This window comes from Pseudoalteromonas sp. MEBiC 03607, from assembly GCF_004792295.1.
Classification (GTDB): domain Bacteria; phylum Pseudomonadota; class Gammaproteobacteria; order Enterobacterales; family Alteromonadaceae; genus Pseudoalteromonas; species Pseudoalteromonas lipolytica_C.
In genome coordinates this window covers 1,061,073-1,079,282 of record NZ_SRRY01000001.1, presented here as the reverse complement: position 1 = coordinate 1,079,282, position 18,210 = coordinate 1,061,073, and the positions used below count along the sequence as shown (strand labels likewise).

13 protein-coding genes and 1 pseudogene are annotated in these 18,210 nt (G+C 41.3%); 3 read left to right on the top strand and 11 right to left on the bottom strand.

Annotation, left to right across the window (positions count from 1 at the left end; translation table 11 throughout):
* Positions 1-90: 90 nt before the first annotated feature.
* Both E5N72_RS04905 and E5N72_RS04900 read right to left on the bottom strand, forming a co-directional pair.
* The gene (locus tag E5N72_RS04905; RefSeq protein ID WP_135923479.1) at positions 91-1,710 is read right to left on the bottom strand and encodes a HAMP domain-containing sensor histidine kinase; all 1,620 of its coding nucleotides are present in this window, start codon (positions 1,708-1,710) and stop codon (positions 91-93) included.
* Positions 1,711-1,928: 218 nt separating this feature from the next.
* A complete protein-coding gene (locus E5N72_RS04900) occupies positions 1,929-2,894 on the bottom strand; it encodes a YihY/virulence factor BrkB family protein (RefSeq protein ID WP_135923478.1) in 966 nt (321 codons plus the stop codon).
* A 122-nt stretch (positions 2,895-3,016) separates the two neighbouring features.
* On the opposite strand from E5N72_RS04900, the gene E5N72_RS04895 reads away from it, so the two are divergent.
* Entirely contained in the window at positions 3,017-4,090 is a 1,074-nt protein-coding gene (locus tag E5N72_RS04895) for a mechanosensitive ion channel domain-containing protein (RefSeq protein WP_135923477.1), read from the top strand.
* A gap of 19 nt (positions 4,091-4,109) precedes the next feature.
* On the opposite strand, the pseudogene tatA reads toward E5N72_RS04895, so the two are convergent.
* The 3 genes and pseudogenes from tatA to agaR all read right to left on the bottom strand — a co-directional run.
* Positions 4,110-4,259 (bottom strand): annotated as a pseudogene (gene tatA, locus E5N72_RS04890) (twin-arginine translocase TatA/TatE family subunit); the annotation flags it as partial.
* 74 nt (positions 4,260-4,333) lie between these two features.
* The gene (locus E5N72_RS04885; RefSeq protein ID WP_135923475.1) at positions 4,334-7,156 is read right to left on the bottom strand and encodes a TonB-dependent receptor; all 2,823 of its coding nucleotides are present in this window, start codon (positions 7,154-7,156) and stop codon (positions 4,334-4,336) included.
* A gap of 328 nt (positions 7,157-7,484) precedes the next feature.
* Positions 7,485-8,249, bottom strand: coding sequence for a transcriptional repressor AgaR (agaR, locus tag E5N72_RS04880; protein WP_135923474.1), 765 nt, complete (start codon positions 8,247-8,249; stop codon positions 7,485-7,487).
* Positions 8,250-8,406: 157 nt separating this feature from the next.
* Here agaR and E5N72_RS04875 point away from each other — a divergent pair, with 157 nt between their 5' ends.
* Positions 8,407-9,738 (top strand): sugar MFS transporter, encoded by a 1,332-nt coding sequence (locus E5N72_RS04875; protein ID WP_240704494.1) that lies wholly within the window; start codon positions 8,407-8,409, stop codon positions 9,736-9,738.
* A gap of 20 nt (positions 9,739-9,758) precedes the next feature.
* Here the strand turns inward: E5N72_RS04875 and E5N72_RS04870 are convergent, their stop codons facing one another.
* From E5N72_RS04870 to E5N72_RS04845, 6 genes are read right to left on the bottom strand one after another with little or no spacing between them, the layout of a single operon-like run.
* On the bottom strand, positions 9,759-10,274 hold the full coding sequence (locus E5N72_RS04870) for a hypothetical protein (protein WP_135923473.1): 516 nt from the start codon (positions 10,272-10,274) through the stop codon (positions 9,759-9,761).
* Entirely contained in the window at positions 10,267-11,961 is a 1,695-nt protein-coding gene (locus E5N72_RS04865) for a GMC family oxidoreductase (RefSeq protein ID WP_135923472.1), read from the bottom strand. The genes E5N72_RS04870 and E5N72_RS04865 overlap by 8 nt, the downstream gene beginning before the upstream one ends.
* A gap of 9 nt (positions 11,962-11,970) precedes the next feature.
* Positions 11,971-13,140, bottom strand: a complete 1,170-nt coding sequence (gene nagA / locus E5N72_RS04860; RefSeq protein ID WP_135923471.1) for an N-acetylglucosamine-6-phosphate deacetylase — start codon at positions 13,138-13,140, stop codon at positions 11,971-11,973.
* Positions 13,118-14,041 (bottom strand): ROK family protein, encoded by a 924-nt coding sequence (locus E5N72_RS04855; protein WP_135923470.1) that lies wholly within the window; start codon positions 14,039-14,041, stop codon positions 13,118-13,120. Before E5N72_RS04855 ends, nagA begins: the two co-directional genes overlap by 23 nt.
* A 17-nt stretch (positions 14,042-14,058) precedes the next feature.
* Positions 14,059-15,180: an SIS domain-containing protein gene (locus tag E5N72_RS04850; RefSeq protein ID WP_240704493.1), complete on the bottom strand. Its 1,122-nt coding sequence runs from the start codon at positions 15,178-15,180 to the stop codon at positions 14,059-14,061.
* Between the two features lie 19 nt (positions 15,181-15,199).
* Positions 15,200-16,465 carry a D-tagatose-bisphosphate aldolase, class II, non-catalytic subunit gene (locus E5N72_RS04845; protein WP_205994293.1) on the bottom strand — a complete coding sequence of 422 codons (1,266 nt, stop codon included), beginning with the start codon at positions 16,463-16,465 and terminating at the stop codon, positions 15,200-15,202.
* A gap of 277 nt (positions 16,466-16,742) precedes the next feature.
* Here E5N72_RS04845 and E5N72_RS04840 point away from each other — a divergent pair, with 277 nt between their 5' ends.
* Positions 16,743-18,203 (top strand): Gfo/Idh/MocA family oxidoreductase, encoded by a 1,461-nt coding sequence (locus tag E5N72_RS04840; RefSeq protein ID WP_135923469.1) that lies wholly within the window; start codon positions 16,743-16,745, stop codon positions 18,201-18,203.
* The last annotated feature ends 7 nt before the right edge of the window (positions 18,204-18,210 follow it).

The following is an 18,210-nucleotide window of genomic DNA, read 5'->3' as shown; positions in this document are numbered from 1 at the left end:
GGCGCTAATTTAACTAACAACCATGAGTAAAATTAGTGTTAATCGTTCTATAAAAAAGAATGTTTAGCTGTTCGTTTCTATTTCACGTTATTAAACTTGCTCATCATTTAGATTAGGCAAAGTTAAATAAAAAGTAGTACCTAGCTGTTCATTGGATTCGAAAGTAATTGTACCTTTTAGCTTTTGGGTCACTAGGTTCATGACTGCGTAAAGACCTAAACCAGTATTTTTTTGCACGCGTTTAGTCGTAAAGAAAGGGTCAAAGATTTTATCTTGAATATCTTCAGCAATGCCACTGCCATTATCTTTTACAGTAATAAGCACTGCTGATCCTTCGCTTTTAGCTGAGATCTCTATTCGAGGCTCGTCAAAGTCTCCATCAAAGGCATGAAAAATTGCATTTGATAATAAATTAGTCATGACTTGGCAAAGCGTCCCCGGAAAGCTCTGTACTTGCAGGCCTTCAGGAATAGCAGAAACCACCTCTATGTTTTTGTGTTTAGACTCGCTCTTTAAAGACTTAACAATATCATTTAAATGGTCATCTAATTTAATAACTCTTAGTTCATCACAATGCTGATCGGCGGCTATTTGTTTAAAGCTTGTGATCAACTCAGCTAAACGATCTAAGTTTGAATGAAGTAATAAGCTAATTTCTTCAGAGGTATGTACGTATTTTTCGAGTGACCCCTTACTTACCTGTTTGTCAGCTAACACTTTTCCCATTCTCTTATTTTCATCTTCAAGGTAACTAACAGCGGTAATACAAATTCCGACTGGTGTATTTACCTCATGTGCGACCCCCACAACAAGTCGACCTAAAGCGGCTGTTTTCTCAGCTTCCATCAAGTACTTCTGAGTTTTTGCCATTAAGTCCATGGATTCTTCGAGCTGTAGATTTTTCTCTGTTAAGGAAGCTGTTTTTTCTGCTACTTCAGCTTCAAGTGAGGAGACATATAAATAATTAAGTGATTTTCGAAGTCGGCTGATAAAAAACAGCACTATTAAGATTGTGATAAAGCAGCAAAAAGAAAACAGCGATATTAAATAATGCTCGCGAGTCACAGAATTGAGGCGCTGCTCTGTCCGATAATCTAGCATAAATAAAAAGTTATTTATGTGACTCATAATTTCTGATTTAGCCGTAAAATACTCGTCACTGTATAAACTTAATATCGCTGCTACCCGCTCATTCGTTAGAGAAAGTTCAGCTTCATTTTCAACGGCTTGAAAAGCTGCATATTCAATTTTTGTTAAATCATTTGATGCTTTTTCAGCAAGCTTAATTTGTTGCATTTCTTCATGAGTGATACCTATTGAGCTCAACATGTCTTTGAGTGCTTTTTTTTCACCATCCGGAAATGGAGCCTTACCACTTTGTGGCATTAGCATATCCCAATAAACACGGTGATAATTTTCTGGCCGAGGAGCTTCGCCGTTTCGAATAGCTAGAATTTGATTAAAAAAATCTAAGAATTTTGAATTACCCGTTACCGTATATGCTCGTGCCATTAAACTTAACTGATCTGAACTTTGCCTTACTTGCTCCGCCAAAACATAAGATCGATACCTCATTTTAATTTCAGACTCTATGGTTTTTAAACTGTCGTACATGAAGTAAACCGATAAAGCAGTTAATCCTGCTAATATTACAGCGACCAAATTGAGTAATGACAAACTTTTGATATTTGACTGGAGCTCTTTTTGCATTCTAAAACCTAGAAATTATGATTATTAGCTTTGTACAAAAAAATTTAACTTTCTGATTTATAGATGCATAAGAATCACATCACTGACCACGGCAAACAAAAAGCAAAACTTTAGGATTAACTAACTAATTAGAAGTCAATCCTAATAAAGTCAATTTATGACTTACGTTTGTCTAAGATTTATTGGCACTCAACAAGCGCAATGATGGCATGCTTAAGTTACTTTTTCTGCTGTTGCTGTTTTTCGGTTAATCTATCAGCCACTGTTGCTCCTCGCTCTCCAACGTCTTTCACGGGGCCCACAGTACTATCGACTAAAGTTTGTTGTTCAATGCTGGCATTAATTGCAGCACCAAAAATAATGATGTATGCGCTGATATAGAGCCACATCAACATAATCACTACACCACCTAATGAGCCATACGTTTCGTTATAACTTGCAAATTGTGAGACATAATATGAAAAACCAATTGATGCGATAATCCATAACAAAGTAGCCACTATTGAACCTGGTGTGATCCAGCGCCATTTTGCTGCTGTTCGATGTGGCGCATAGCGATATAAGAATGCCAACGCGCAATTAAAAATAATCGCAAGCAGTGGCCAAGTAATAAGCTTGATCAACAAATCAATCAGCTCTGTTAAACCAACTAGGTTAAGCACAATCGGTAAAATACCGATGATCAACAAGGCCACCAGCGCAACAACAATGGCACCTAGCGAAAATAAAAAGCGTACCAGTAACGCCATAAAAAATTGTCGTTTGTTATGCTGATGATAAGTGATATTACAGGCTGTTATTAGCGCCTGACAGCCCTTGCTGCTACTCCAAATCGTTAACAATAAAGTCCCTATGGCACTAACACTTAACACCTTTTGCGATTGCTGAGTCACCTCTGCAACCTGTAGCAAAATAATGTCTCGACTACTTGTTGGTAAAATAGCAGTGACTTTATCAAGTTGCTCATGGATATCGGTCGGGGACGCAAAATAAGCGTAAACAGAGACTGTCGCGGCTAATGCAGGAAAGATCGCAAGCAAAGCATAAAATGCCACCCCAGCCGCCACAAACGATAAATTGTCTTGTGATAAATTGTGATACACGCGTTTGATAATATCCCACCAGCCTCTAACTGGGATCTCCAACGGTGAATGTGCCTGAAATCCGCGCTTATCTTGAGCCATATCTGACCTAATACATTGCTTTATTAATTTTAAAGCTGCAAACAGCTTGCCATTAATTATGGCGCTTGAATTGCACTAAGCTAAGCTTACTGTAACAAAACAACCATCCATGGAGTGGTGCAATGAGCCTCTATTTATTATATAAAAATCAATTAGCTAGTTTGTTTTCACCTAAATTATTTGTTACCACACAGACACCCACCGACAGCATTGCTTGGCAAGACTTAAACCTACAAGTTACGCAGTTTTTACACACTACTTGGCAAATGTTACCAGCCCTTACGTTGGGCCTCGTAGCTGTTATTATTTGCTATTTATTAGCACGCCCTTTGTCATATATCTTGATAAAACCGCTTGGTTTTGTAAGTGAAAGCAAGCTATTACATGTTGTAACACGACGATTTTTTAGCATCATTATCATTTTGTTTGGGGTGTACTTATTTTTGCGCCTTGCAGGACTTACCGATTTTGCTGTAGCTATTATGAGTGGTACTGGATTAGTGGGTCTTATTTTAGGTTTTGCTTTTCGAGATATTGCCGAAAACTTTATCTCAAGCATGCTGCTCAGTGTGCAGCGCCCTTTTCGTATTGACGATGTGATAGAAGTTGATGGTCGTTTAGGGGTGGTTAAAAAAGTGACGGCTCGCGCCACAACTTTAGTTGATTTTGATGGTAATCACATTCAAATACCGAATGCGACTGTGTATAAAAATGTCATAAAAAACCTCACCGCAAATCCTAAAATGCGAGGTCACTTTAACGTTGGCATTGGTTACGATAATGACATTCGCTATGCCCAGCAATTAGCAATGAAAGTGGTTAAGCAAAACCCGGCTGTTATTAGTGATCCGCCAAGCCAAGTGTTAATTGATTCATTAGGCTCAGCAACACTAAATCTAACTATTTATTTTTGGGTAAATAGCAATGAGCACAGCACAGTTAAAGTGGCATCTCAATTGATGCGAGAGTTGGTCAATACCTACTTATCAGAGCAAGTCAGTATGCCTGATGATGCCCGCGAGCGAATCATTTTAAATACCGAAACAGAGCAAATAAATAGTAATTCGAGCACGCCTCCCCAAACATCAAAAACACTCACCGATCATAGTTTAGATGATGTCAGCAGTGATGCCGATGATATACGCGAACAAGCTGATCAATCTCGCGACCCCGAACAAGGCAGTAATATTATCTAAAATTTATTGCTAACTAAGTTTCATCATTGGGTTTATCGTGCATAGCGCGTTTAAACCCTTTAACTGACGTCCCTAAATCACCACCTATTCGTGAGAGCTTTTTTGTGCCAAATAACAGCACCACAATTGCGGCAATAATGACTAATTGCCAAACACTAATTCCTGCCATAACAACCTCATTTTTTAAAAATAAAAGCGCCTTTGCAGGCGCTTGAACAACACTAACAACTGGGAATACAAAGATTAAAAGCTAGCACGTACACCTAATGCGACCTGAGTACCAAAGCGCTCAAGGTAACTCACTTGGTCTGTGCGTTTGGTGTAACCCCAATAACGCTCATTCGTTAAGTTAGTTGCTTCAGCAAACACAGTGAATTGATCACTGATGTTATAGCTCATGCTGGCATCTAACTGACCATAATCAGAGATCCAATAAGGGCCACCCCACGCATCTGGATCCGACAAGAATTTACTACGCCAGTTATAGGCTAAACGCGCTTGGAAACCATATTGCTCATAGTAAACCACCGCGTTATATGAGTTTTTCGACATACCTCTAAATGGCAAGCCTGACTCTTTTAGCTCTGGCTCATCGTAGCTACTGTCTACATAGGTATAGTTAAGCTGAAAACCTAAACCATTAAAGGGCTCAGGTAGTAAATTTTCGAGCGATTGCTGATAAGCAAACTCAGCGCCTTTAATAGTGGCACCATACTCACTCTTGCCCGGGTAAGAGGCAAAATAACGCACGCCTTCGATTTCAACTGGGCTTTCTACATAATCGATAAATGATTTCAGGTCTTTTACAAACACCCCACCACTTAACGAGCTGCTGTCTTCAAAGTACCATTCTAAGGTCATGTCTGCTTGATTAGCTTCTTCAGGTGTTAACGATGAATCACCCATAGAAAGTTGTGGTAAGCCTTCACGATAAGTATCAAAGTTTGGCGCAAGCCATGGGCGTAAATAGGCTAATGATGGACGACTAATAACTTGTGCCGCAGAGAAGCGGTAAATCAAATCATCAGTAATGCTAAGCTTAAAGTTCATGCTTGGTAAAATATTGCTGTAATCCCCTTCAAATGATTGCTGAACGGTTTCGCGCCAACCATTTTCAAGTGGTTTACCATCTTCTTGTAAGTCAATTAACGATAAATCATACACCGACCCTTTAGAGCTCACTTCTGTTTGTGAACCACGAATACCGACATTTAGCATATACGGCATTTTTGCAACAGTGCTTTCAAGCGTCACTTGCGCATACGCGGTAAGAACTTCTTCTGTTACCTCATAAGTACCCGATGAATTAAGCGAGGCAACAATGCTCTTGTCTGTAGCTTCAGCATTAATTGAACGATAATAAGCAAGTAACTTATCGTAATCGAAACTTGGCCATGGCTCAGGTGTAATGCTACTTTCACCTTCTAAGAAGTTATCGAAATTCGCCTCAACAAACACGTCACTTGGGATTTCAAACAGGTTAAAGTCACCTACATTTACTACCGTGCTGTCATCAAATTCATAACCGTCACGATCTAAGTATTGGCCACCATTACTAAATTGGCTGGCATTTTTTGAAGCATATTCCAGTTGGCTCTTGGTTTGCTCAAGGTATGTTAAGCCAAAATCGATACGGGTAACTAAATCACTTTCAGGCAAAAATGTACCGGTAAACTTAAAGTCATTGATAGTGTCTTCAACCCCGGTACCTGTATTACGGCTATAGTGCGCACCGTATGATTGATCCGCTGTTAAGCCCGGCGATAAAGTAACATCTGGCAGCATATTACCAGTGGTGTAATCAATGCCAATCGAGTCAATAAAACCACGGGCAACAATAAAGCGATTATCACCACCATTTTCATTTTTCGCTTTTGAATGCGCAACATCCACAGCCAGTGTTAGGCCACCCATTGGATACCATTTGGCATTAAGGGCAAACTGATACGTATCTGTTTTTCGAGGATTGGTTAAGTTTAATAACTCCACCATAGTATTACCGGTTTGCGTCATTGATACCACTCGGCCTGAGTCATCAAATTGTGCATCGGTAAAAACGGGCGTGCCTGGCGTCCAGCTTTCGTCGTAGTTAACAAAACCGATTTGATAACGGTGACCATCGGTGTTGTAACGCGAATATAAGGCATCAAAGTTAATATCTAGGGTATCTGTTGGGCGCCATTGCATTGCTAACGTCGCACCGACGCGTTCACGCACATCTTGCGCGTTGGCAAAATACATGTAACTCGGAATTTTTGAGGCAAATATTTCGCTTTGCCCGTCAATTTCTCCGTTACCATTCATATCGACTGGCACACCGGCACTGTCTGCTCCCCAGCCCTCTTCTTCATCAAAAAAGCCGCTTGCAGAGTATGTGTCTGCACGTAAGGTTTTCTTTGAATAGGCCCCAGAGAAAAGCACACCAAAGGTATCATCATTAAAGTTGTCACCTATGATAAATGAAGCATGCGGGTGTACATCTCCCGTGCGCGATTCATAAATCCCCTTTGCTGAAGCACTTAACGTGAAACCGTCTTGATCAAGTGGTTTGCGAGTTTCGATATCAACAACCGCACCAATCCCACCTTCAATTAAGCGTGCTTCTGGTGATTTATAAACTTGCAGTGCTCCGACTAACTCTGAGGCAATGGTATCAAAGTTAAAGTCGCGGCCTGAATTTTCAGACGCCAGCTTACGGCCATTCAAGGTGGTAATGTTGTAGCCACCACCTAAACCACGTACTAAAATATTTTGCCCCTCACCGCCATTACGGGTAATGGTGATACCAGGAATACGCTGTAATGCTTCAGCTAAGTTTTCATCGGGAAACTTACCAATGTCGTCCGCAACTACAACATCAACAACCGTTGTTGCTTCTCTTTTACGAAAGTTTGATTCTTTAATGCTGCTACGTATCCCTGTAACCTCAATAACCTCAACATCCTCTTCGACTTGGTTATTGTTATTATTCTCTTGCTGTTGTGCAGAGGCTGCGAAACTGACTGACGAAGCCAGTATCGAGCTTATCAATACGCTCAGGTATGTTTTTCTAGCTGTTGTTGCCATGGTGATTTCCTGTTTTTTTAATATTCTGATTTGTTGACTATAAAAAATAGTACTTAAGTAAGGCCTTACACTTAATTTATAACAAAATGAAACAACCTATCAACAAATAATTACCTAGTGAAACTTTCGATAGTTACGAAAAAAGCGTTAAAATAGTCATCAATCGCTTCAAAAGCCTTTAATGGCGTACGTTTAATTTCGAAAGCTACAGGAAGGATTTTTTTTAATTATTTTGAAAGGAACAAGAAAATCGTATTAACTAGGCAACAAAAAAGGCAACCTAAGGTTGCCTTTTAGAAATATGTTTACAGTATTCTATTGTTTTGTATTAAACGATGATCACTTCTATGCCTAGGTTTGTTAAAGATTCAACAAATTCAGTTGGCATATTTTTGTCAGTAACCAGAACATCTATTGATTTAAGCGGTAGGACATTATACAAGGCACGTTTACCAAATTTACTCGAATCAGTCACTGCAATGACTTTGTCTGCGCGAGTACACATGGTTCTATTTAACATTGCCTCAGGCTCGTAATGAGTGGTGATCCCCGCTTCAGAATCGATGCCATCAACACCTAAAATAACCTTTTTGAAGTTATATTTACTCAGTGCTTGCTCAACCTCATTGGAGTAGAAAGACAAGGATTTCTTGCGTAATTGGCCACCGAGCATAAATACATTTGCATCGTCGATATCGGCTAATACGTGCGCAATATTCAAACCATTAGTCATCACCGTTAGCGCTTTTTTGCTTGTGAGTGCTTTGGCAACTTCTTCAGTGGTGGTACCTGAGTCAATAATTAATGAATCGCCATCTTCAACTAAATTTGCAACAGCTTTCGCCAGCTGAACTTTAATTGCGTAGTTTTCGTTATGTTTATCTTTTACCGAAAGCTCTTTGGCAAGCTTATCGCAAGCGATTGCCCCACCACGAGAACGCACGACTAAGCCGCGCTTACCTAGTTCATTAAGATCATGGCGTATACTAACCTCTGAAATATCAAAGGTTTTAGCCAGATCTTTCACACTAACTTTGCCCTTTTCTTCAGTCATAAGGACGATTTTTTGTCTTCTTTCGATTGTGGTTAGCATAACTGCCCTGTTGGTTTAAAACTGCTTTCAAAGTAATACATCAATACTACACACTTTACGGTTGTAAAGCTAAAATTAGTTTCGAAATAAAATAAAACTTTCAAAACTTACGAATTTTGTTTTATAGTGAATAAAAAAAACCACCTTGGTGAAAAAAATGACAACAAAAAGTTCACTCATAGCTCAGCCACAATATATCGCTCGCAGCCAGCTTCTTCCAATGGTGATTATTGGCGGACTGTTCTTTTTATTCGGCTTTATTACTTGGCTTAATGGCTCTTTGATCCCATTTTTACAAATGGTCTGTGATCTCAATCACATCGAAGCCTATATGGTCACACTGGTATTTTATATTGCCTATACGGTAATGGCATTACCCAGCGCGAAAATTTTACAGGCATTCAGCTATAAGCATGGTATGTCATTTGGCTTGGCTATCATGGCTTTGGGCGCCTTATTATTTATACCAGCAGCACAAACACAAGCCTATTGGTTATTTTTAGTCGCCTTGTTTACATTAGGGAGCGGTCTGACCTTACTACAAACAGCTGCTAACCCGTATATTGTGTTGCTGGGGTCAAAAGATACAGCGGCGGTGCGCATTAGTATCATGGGTATTTTGAACAAAAGTGCAGGTGTAGTTGCTCCATTACTTTTCTCTGCCATCGTGTTCAGTGATATTGCCAACTTTAGCCCTGAAGTCTTGGCACAACTCAGTGACCTTCAAAAACAACTTCAATTACAAGAATTAGCAAACCGCTTAATTAGCCCTTACATGGCTATGGCGATTTCACTGGCAATTTTAGCTGCGTTAATTATGTTTGCTCCATTACCTGATATTGAACAACCTCAAGCAATTAGTAGCAGCGAAGAGCAATCTATTTTGCAATTTCCAAACTTAATTTTAGGTGTGATTGCTTTATTCTTTTATATCGGTGCTGAAGTTATCGCCGGTGATACCATAGGTCTATATGGTAAGGAGCAAGGCATACTACAGTTTGCTGAACTCACCTCATACACCATGGGTTTTATGGTGCTAGGCTATGTATTAGGGATTGTGCTTATTCCGCGCTTTTTTACTCAGCAACAAGCCCTGCTATTCTCAGCATTGAGTGGCTGCGTATTTTCACTCGGTATTATTTTTGTAGACACGCAACAAACAGCACTCTCTAATATTTTACTATTTTGGCTCGCTGATAACAGTTTCCCTGATACGGTATTATTTGTAGCCCTGCTTGGCTTATCAAATGCGCTGGTTTGGCCCACTATTTGGCCTATGGCGCTGGCAAACTTGGGGAGTAAAACCCAAACGGGTGCCGCACTATTAATCATGGGGATTTCTGGTGGAGCATTACTGCCGCTTGTATATGGTGTGTTTGCAGAATTTACAGGGAATGCTCAGCAAGCATACTTATTATTATTACCTTGTTATGGATTTATTCTTTATTACGCATTGATTGGTCACAAGCTAACAAGTTGGCGTAAATAAATCGTTCGCAGGCGATGCCATTAAGCAGAGCCTGCTATTTTCTCTGATGTAAAATACCCTAATAATAAAAACTCGCGTACGGTGAAGATACACTTATACATTAAGTATTCTTCATGCTTAGCTGGAGTTACCTGTGAAATCGGTACCCCTTGCAGCTCAATTACTTGCTGATACTGCTGTTCACTGATAGTGAACAAGCGTTTTAATTTGTTAGCCAGCTGTGGTGCACAGGAATTACCCTGCGCAATTAATTCAGCGCCTTGTAAACACTGTATCCGTTCAGTAGCCGTGACAGTGTTAGCCAACATCAAATCTGTAAAAGCCACTAAATCAAAATATAGCTGTTCGGCGGGGTCTAACTCTAAAATAACCGCTTGCATCTGCGTGATGACATCCCGATGCGCCGCTTCTTTTAGCACCTCAAAATGGCTGTCATCCATTTTATCAAACAACTGAGTAGCGGCCACTGGCGTAATAGCAACACCTAATAAAGCCGATAAATATTTAATAGCCTGTCGCCTTTGTAGATCAGCCATTAAACACTCCATTGTGATAATGCTTAACGGCATGATCCGCCGCTCTAGCAGTAAATGCCATATAGGTTAGAGAAGGGTTTTGATAAGCTGATGAGCACATAAATGAGCCATCAGTAACATAGACATTACGCACACTATGAATTTGGTTATAGCGATTAAGAACAGAGGTTTTAGCATCTTGCCCCATACGGGCAGTGCCCATTTCATGGATCGCTTGTCCCGGTGCAGATCCCCTATCATAGGGTTGCACGTTCTGGTAACCGGCCTTTGTTAGCATCTCAACTGCCTGTGCTTTCATATCTTCTCGCATACGCAGCTCGTTTTCACCAAACTGACAATCAAAATTAACTAATGGCAGCCCCCACTCATCTTTTAATACAGGGTCTAAGCTCATTTTATTGTGATGATAAGGCAGACATTCCCCAAAACCTATCAAAGCAACTTGCCAAGGCCCTGGTTTGGCAAGCTCTTCACGAAAGGCCTTGCCAAAACTGAGCTCTTTAAAACCGCGTCGCCAGTCTTTACGTGTCGCGTACCCTTGATAACCATAGCCACGAATAAAGTTATGTTGCTCTTTATCATCAAGGTTTCGAAAACGTGGGATATGAAAGCCAACGGGTCTATCGCCATCATTATAATCATCAGCAAAGCCTTTCGGCTCACCCGTGGCGCCAACCCGAAAATGATGATCCATTAGGTTATGACCAAGCTCTCCACTGTCATTCCCTAAGCCATTAGGAAAACGTGCAGAAGTTGAATTTAATAACAAGGCTGTTGTTGCCACAGTTGATGCACAGCAAAAAATAATATTCGCCCGTTCGATACGCTCTTTTTTAGATTCAGCATCAATCACTTTCACACCTGTGGCTTGCCTAGTTTCTGGGTTGTAAATAATCTCTTTGGCAATGGAGTGAGTCTGAATGGTGAGTCGCCCAGTACGCATTGCAGCAGGCAAGGTCGAGGCTAAACTACTAAAGTAACTACCGGTTGGGCAACCTCGCATACAGCGGTTGCGCTTGGTGCATGGAGCACGACCTTGCTCAGGTTTTGCCTGTGTTAAATGGGCGACACGCCCTATCGTTACATGACGGTTTTTATAATGATTTAATAAACTGCGTTTTAGATGTTGCTCTACGGCATTGAGTTGGAAAGGCGGTAAAAAGGGGCCATCGGGTAATTGCGGTAAATTGAGTGCTTCACCAATAACCCCGATGTAAGCTTCGACTTTATCGTACCAAGGCGCAATATCTTGATAGCGAACAGGCCAATCAATGCCGTGGCCATCTTGTTTGTTAGCAGCAAAATCAAGATCGCTGAGGCGTAAACACTGACGTCCCCAAGTTAATGAACGCCCGCCTAAATGATAGCCTCTGATCCAATCAAAGCGTTGCGTTTCTCGGTAAGGATGCTGCAAATCATTCACAAACCAATGTTTTATTGATTGCTTAGTAGCATAGCCAGTGCGCGCTTGTTTAGCTTGATTCCGCTTTTCTAGCAGGCTGGGTCTGTCACGAAATGGCAGTTGCCAGTCTTCTTTAAAAGCCGTTATATAATCGCTTCCATGCACAACCTGCCTGCCGCGCTCAAGTAACAGCACGTTAAGGCCTTTTTCGGTCAGTTCTTTAGCAGCCCAGCCGCCAGTAATACCACTGCCAATAACAATGGCATCAAACACTTTTGCCTGCATTCGTGTATGTTAGTTCTCGTATATTTGCTTACCAGCACAGATGGTTGCACGAACAGTAAAGCTGTTGTCGAGCACAGCAAAATTTGCCACTTTCCCTACAGCAATACTTCCGATAGAGTCGGCTTTATTTAAAAATTCAGCCGGGACTAAACTGGCCATATTAGTCGCTTCAACTAAGCTTGCGTCGGTTAAGTTATAGAAACGTTCAACGCCCACTTCCATCGTTAATGTACTGCCTGCTAAAGAGCCACTTTCAGTTCGCGCAACACCTTGCTCAACCAAAATAGGAAGCTCACCTAATCGATAACGACCATCTTGTAAGCCACCCGCGCTGACACAGTCTGTAATAAGGGCTATTTTATCTGCCCCTTTTAAACGATAAACCATGTTCATTATGCTCGGATGCAAATGAATTCCATCCGGAATAAGCTCAACCATTGCATCGTTGTCCATCAACAGTGCACCGGTACAACCGGGATCACGATGATGAATACCGCGCATACCATTAAAAATATGTACCCCGCCACATGCACCATGCTCTAGTGCTTGTGTCGTTTGATCAAAACTGGCATCAGTATGGCCTAGCATTACCCGCACTCCCTTGTCGGTGATATAGCGGATCATGTCGGGCGATTCAAGTAACTCTGGCGCCAATGCAAAAGAGGTTAAACAGCCATCGCAAGCAGCATAAATCTCATCAAAACGCTGCTTTGTAAGCTCTAAAAAGAATGACTCATTGTGTGCTCCCTTATGCGCTTCAGCGAAGAATAATCCTTCGTTATAAGCACCAAGTAGCTGTGCACCAGTCAGGCCTTTTTGGTAGGCACTCGCCATATTTTTATAAGCTTGTATTGATACGTCCCAATCTGCGGTCACTGTTGTGCCGACAAAACCGGTAACACCGTGCTTAGCTAAAGAGCGAGAAATGGTCTCTAGAGATTCTGGGGTGCCGTCCATAATATCGCAGCCTTCCCGACCATGAATATGCAAATCGATAAAGCCCGGAAATAAACTCTGATCCCCTAAATCAATAACCTCAATACCTGGCTCGCAATCTTCAGTAATAGCCATAATTTTACCGTGTTTTACAAGCACGGCATGATGATTTAACACTGCCTCGGCTGTGATCACCTTAGCAGCTTTTAAGTAATAACAATCAAGATGTTGAGGAAATAGCATGAACACTTCCTATTATTGCAGCGCCTCTTACGCCGCTAGAATCACCAAATTTTGCCCGTTTTACCTCTGGAACTGTAAAACCAGAAAACAGGTGCGACTGAATCGCATCAGGGAGTTTTTCAACGATAGCATCAATTAAAGATAAGCCACCCCCTAATACTATAACTTCGGGATGAAGACTTTTACTGACGGCCGCAAAGGTCTCGCCAAGAATATCTAAATAACACCCGAGCACGGCCAGTGCTTGCTCATCGCCATGCTTAATATCGTTAGCCCACTCAATCGCTGACTTAGGAGATTGAGTAATATGCTTATAAAGCGTCTGCACACCCGGCCCTGCGATATAACTCTCAACACAGCCATTCAAACCACAGCCACATTTTAAAACCGGCAGTTGGTATTTTTGTTGTAGATAGGCAGAAAGTGGTAAATGACCATATTCACCCGACATACCTAACCCTTGATTGAACAGCTCGCCATTAATACACATGCCACCCGCAGCGCCAGTGCCAACAATAGCACCAAAAACACGGCTATACCCTTCGCCGGCTCCGCCATTGGCTTCAGATAAAGCAAAACAGCGAGTGTCATTCAGTATGGCGACAGGTCGTTGTAACAATGCTTGCAAGTCATTAGCAATAACTCGACCAGATGCACAAGGCACGTTTGCCGATAAAACTTTACCATCATCATTTACGATTCCTGGCATACCAATGCCAACTGCCCCTTTGCAACCACTGAGTTGATCAGCCTTTAACACTTGCTGATGAATTGCTTCTAAAAACTCCTGATAATTTTGAGTTGGCGTCGAAATTCGCCAACTCTGCTGTTGCTCTAAAATATCATTAAAAATAGCGGTTTCTATCTTCGTTCCGCCAATATCGAGTCCATAAACAGCCATATTCTACCCAACGTCGCTTAGCGAGAAGTTAATGGGTAAATAGTTACCCCTTTTACAACACGGTTAACTTCGCCCGTAGGACAAGGGTTGTCAGGTGTTAAACCGAGTGAAATTGATTTGAAAAATGCAAAAATCTGACAATAGACAATATAATACAAGCCTTGCCAAACATCATCTAGCTCGACCAGTTCACTATCGACTGTTAATTTTTTTACCGCTGAACATTGCTGGTCATTGACTAGCTCATTGTATAGGTCCGTATCATAAAGGCTGCTGTACTTATCACTTGATGACATTAACAACACGGCTGTTTTGTCATTAATAATTGTTTTAGGGCCATGACGAAAACCAAGTGGTGTTTCAAAATAGCTGATTAAGTCGCCATTAGTTAACTCTAAACATTTCAATGCAGCTTCTTTTGCATAACCTAATAACGAGCCAGCCCCTAAAATAACCAGTCGTTCCATATCTGAATCTGCAAATGCTTTAATACTCTGCAATTGCGTTTCAATAAGCTGCTCAGTTTGTGTTGCTAAATGCGCCAATTGATTCACATCGGGTGTAAAAATACACAAGGTAGAAATTAGCATTGAAGAGAAGCTGCTAGTCATTGCAAAACTTTCATCAAGCGTTTCTTTAGGCATTAATAGGCAAAAACTATTCTCTTGGTTATTAGCTCGTTTTGCCAGCTCCCCTTGTTCATTACAGGTAATCACTAAGTGATAACATTGATCAAGCACTTCATCGGCCAAATCAACCGCAGCGACACTTTCAGGGCTATTACCCGAGCGCGCATAAGATACCAACAAAGTAGGCGTGTTTTTTTGCAAATAACCCAAAGGATTAGAAACAATATCAGTGGTACTTATTGCACGTACATCAAGGTCTGTTTTTGCAGTTAAGTGAGGAGCAAGCGCTTCACCCACATACGCCGATGTTCCTGCACCTGTTAATACAATTTGTAGTTTCTTTAGTGCAAGGATTGGGGCTAAAAAGTTTTTAATTTCTGTACGGTGGTTTTCAACAATAGCAGCTGTATTACACCATGATTCTGGTTGCTGGCTTATTTCTTTTGCTGTCCAATAAGCATTTTGTTGCTTAAGATCGGCTACATCTAATGATAAAAATTGCGTCATCATTCATTCTCTCTCACATAACTTATTGATTACAAGCAAGCGAATAAGTATTCGTTACTTCCATTATTTTATTGATCACTAACTCTCGCGGTAACGAGGTAATTTCTCTTTTGATTAATGCTTTATATTGCATTGGCATAAATTGACTGAGTAACGTTTGTGGAATGATCTGCGCTTCTAGGTTCGCAAATAAAGTTTCTACAGCGTACTTAATTTCATCTTCAGGCCAGTAATAACGAATACGATCACTATAGCTATATGCACGATAAATTGCCGCTTCTGGCTCGTCAGTCGGATAAAACTTATTCCAATAACCTGGCTTTTCGAGCATAACTCGCTCGCAAACTGCGCGAATATTAGAACGGCGCGACGGTTCAATAAGTTGATCTTCAATGTACGATAATGCGAATAACCCTTCACGTAATGCGTAGGTTAGCTGTGGCCCTACTTTCAAAATAGCGAAATGATCTTGAACCAACTCGTGGTAACAATGATCTGGTTGATAATCCGTCGAGTGAGCTTCATAAACAAGATTATCAACACGGGTGATAAACTCTTTCAGTTGTTGTGCTTCACTTCGTTGGTAATCAAAAACCTGATGATTATCAAATTCAACACCCGGTTGAACAACAACCGCAATTACGCGAGACCAAACATCAGCGATATTTAATTCATTAAAAGCATCTTGATGTAACTTTATCGTTTGTTGTACACCCTCAACATGCGTTACTTCGATTACTTCAAGATCTTCTTTTGCACCACCGGGTGGAGGAACTTCAGTTCCCACCACATATAAAATATCTTGCTCTTGGCATACAGACTCAGCTGCTTGGCACATTAGTGCTGCACGCTTAGCGATTTCAGCATCGGCTAAACACACTTCATCATCGCTACATGGCATACTGGCATCAAGATGAATCTTCTTAAAACCCGCACTTGCGTAAGCTTTAACTAAATCAACGGCTTTTTGCATTGCTTGTTCTGCAGGCTCATTAACCCAGCAAACAGGCCCTAGATGGTCACCACCCAAAATAATACGGTGTTTATCAAGTCCTACTTTGTCTGCAATTTCATGAACAAATTCAACAAAGTCTTTTGGCTGCATGCCCGTGTAGCCACCAAATTGATTAACCTGATTCGCAGTTGCTTCAATCAATAACTCAGAATCATCTTTTATTGCTTGCAGCATCGCAGCTTCAATTACGAGCGGGTGCGCACAGCACACAGAATAAATCCCCTGCGCTTGACCTGCTCGGTTATTGTTAATAATTGTTTTCAATGCATTCATGGTGTTTTCTCCAAGCAGCTTGCACTAATGTTAAATACGTGATTTGAAATTACGGTATCACACAACGAAACACTTCGCAATAAAACGAAAGATAATGAAAGATGAAAAACAAACGTTATGGATGGGTAAAAATCAATAGAACCCTGATAAATTCGCTAAAAAGATTAAAATCGAAAGTTTGTGAAACCTAATTCATTGTAATTAGCTTTAAGTTGAGATATAACAGAAAGAACTGAAACCCATATTAAAAAATAATCTCAGTGAATTAGGTATCGTTATGACAATTGATAGACGTAGTTTCTTAAAATCTGCCGCAGCAATCACTGCTGCGACAGTCGTGACTGGCTGTGCGAAAAGCCAACAAGGTGACAATCAACAACCGACGCTGGCCGCACAAGGTAAAAGCGTAATGGGCTTAGCTGTGCCAGCGATGGATGTAGTGCGTGTTGGTTTTATTGGTGTTGGTCAACGTGGTAGCGGCCATGTTAAACACCTTTGCCATATAGACGGTGTTGAAATTAAAGCTATTTGTGACACCGATCAGGTTATGTTAGATAAGTCAGTTAACTATGTTGTTGAAAAAGGCTTGCCTAAACCAACGGCTTATACTGGTTCTGATAAAGCTTATTTAGACATGCTGGCTCGACAAGATATTGATATTGTGATCATTTCAACACCGTGGCAATGGCATACACCGATGAGTGTTGAAACCATGGAAAGCGGTAAACATGCCTTTGTAGAAGTACCTGCAGCAACCACCATGGAAGAGTGCTGGCAGTTAGTTAATACTGCAGAGCGCACTCAAAAGAACTGCATGATGATGGAAAACGTTAACTATGGTCGCGATGAGTTAATGGTTTTAAACATGGTTCGCAAAGGTATATTTGGTGAATTACTGCATGGTGAAGCGGCTTATATTCATGATCTACGCTGGCAAATGAAAGAGATTGACCGTAGCACCGGCTCATGGCGTACTTATTGGCATACCAAAGTAAACGGTAACTTATACCCAACCCATGGTTTAGGCCCGGTTGCCCAGTATATGAACATCAACCGTGGTGACCGTTTTGACTTTGTGACATCAGTGAGTTCACCAGCACTTGGCCGCGCAGCCTATGCTGAACGTGAATTTCCAGCAGGTCACGAACGCCGTTCGCTTAAGTTTGTTGCTGGCGATATGAACACCAGTATTATTAAAACAGTGAAAGGTCGTAGCATTATGGTACAGCACGATACCACTAGCCCTCGCCCTTACAGCCGCCATAATCTAATTCAAGGGACTAATGGTACTTTTGCTGGTTTCCCGAATCGTATTGCCCTTGAAGATGTACCACCAGCGATTGCAAAAGTGTATCAAAAACAATATGAAGCTGAGTTAGCTGCATGGGAAAAAGCGGGTTCGCAAGGCCGTAAGCCATATATGCAAAACTTCCATAGCTGGGATCAAGATATGGAAAAATGGCGTGCCGAATTTGATCACCCTCTGTGGAGACGCATGGGTGAAGAAGCGGTTAAGAACGGCGGCCACGGCGGTATGGACTTCATTATGCTGTGGCGCATGATCTACTGCTTACGCAATAATGAGCCACTCGATCAAGATGTATACGATGCCGCAGCATGGTCATCCATCTTCCCGCTAAGCATGGCATCGGTTGCTGATAGAAGTAACAGCAAAACGATTCCAGACTTTACCCGTGGCGCTTGGCAAACAGGTAAGCCATTAGGGATTGTGTCTTAACACTTTC

Excerpts from the sequence above, each read along its gene's own strand:
- E5N72_RS04905 (WP_135923479.1), bottom strand. The coding sequence starts at position 1,710 with ATGCAAAAAGAGCTCCAGTCAAATATCAAAAGTTTGTCATTACTCAAT.
- E5N72_RS04900 (WP_135923478.1), bottom strand. The coding sequence starts at position 2,894 with ATGGCTCAAGATAAGCGCGGATTTCAGGCACATTCACCGTTGGAGATC.
- E5N72_RS04895 (WP_135923477.1), top strand. The coding sequence starts at position 3,017 with ATGAGCCTCTATTTATTATATAAAAATCAATTAGCTAGTTTGTTTTCA.
- E5N72_RS04885 (WP_135923475.1), bottom strand. The coding sequence starts at position 7,156 with ATGGCAACAACAGCTAGAAAAACATACCTGAGCGTATTGATAAGCTCG.
- agaR (WP_135923474.1), bottom strand. The coding sequence starts at position 8,249 with ATGCTAACCACAATCGAAAGAAGACAAAAAATCGTCCTTATGACTGAA.
- E5N72_RS04875 (WP_240704494.1), top strand. The coding sequence starts at position 8,407 with ATGACAACAAAAAGTTCACTCATAGCTCAGCCACAATATATCGCTCGC.
- E5N72_RS04870 (WP_135923473.1), bottom strand. The coding sequence starts at position 10,274 with ATGGCTGATCTACAAAGGCGACAGGCTATTAAATATTTATCGGCTTTA.
- E5N72_RS04865 (WP_135923472.1), bottom strand. The coding sequence starts at position 11,961 with ATGCAGGCAAAAGTGTTTGATGCCATTGTTATTGGCAGTGGTATTACT.
- nagA (WP_135923471.1), bottom strand. The coding sequence starts at position 13,140 with ATGCTATTTCCTCAACATCTTGATTGTTATTACTTAAAAGCTGCTAAG.
- E5N72_RS04855 (WP_135923470.1), bottom strand. The coding sequence starts at position 14,041 with ATGGCTGTTTATGGACTCGATATTGGCGGAACGAAGATAGAAACCGCT.
- E5N72_RS04850 (WP_240704493.1), bottom strand. The coding sequence starts at position 15,180 with ATGATGACGCAATTTTTATCATTAGATGTAGCCGATCTTAAGCAACAA.
- E5N72_RS04845 (WP_205994293.1), bottom strand. The coding sequence starts at position 16,465 with ATGAATGCATTGAAAACAATTATTAACAATAACCGAGCAGGTCAAGCG.
- E5N72_RS04840 (WP_135923469.1), top strand. The coding sequence starts at position 16,743 with ATGACAATTGATAGACGTAGTTTCTTAAAATCTGCCGCAGCAATCACT.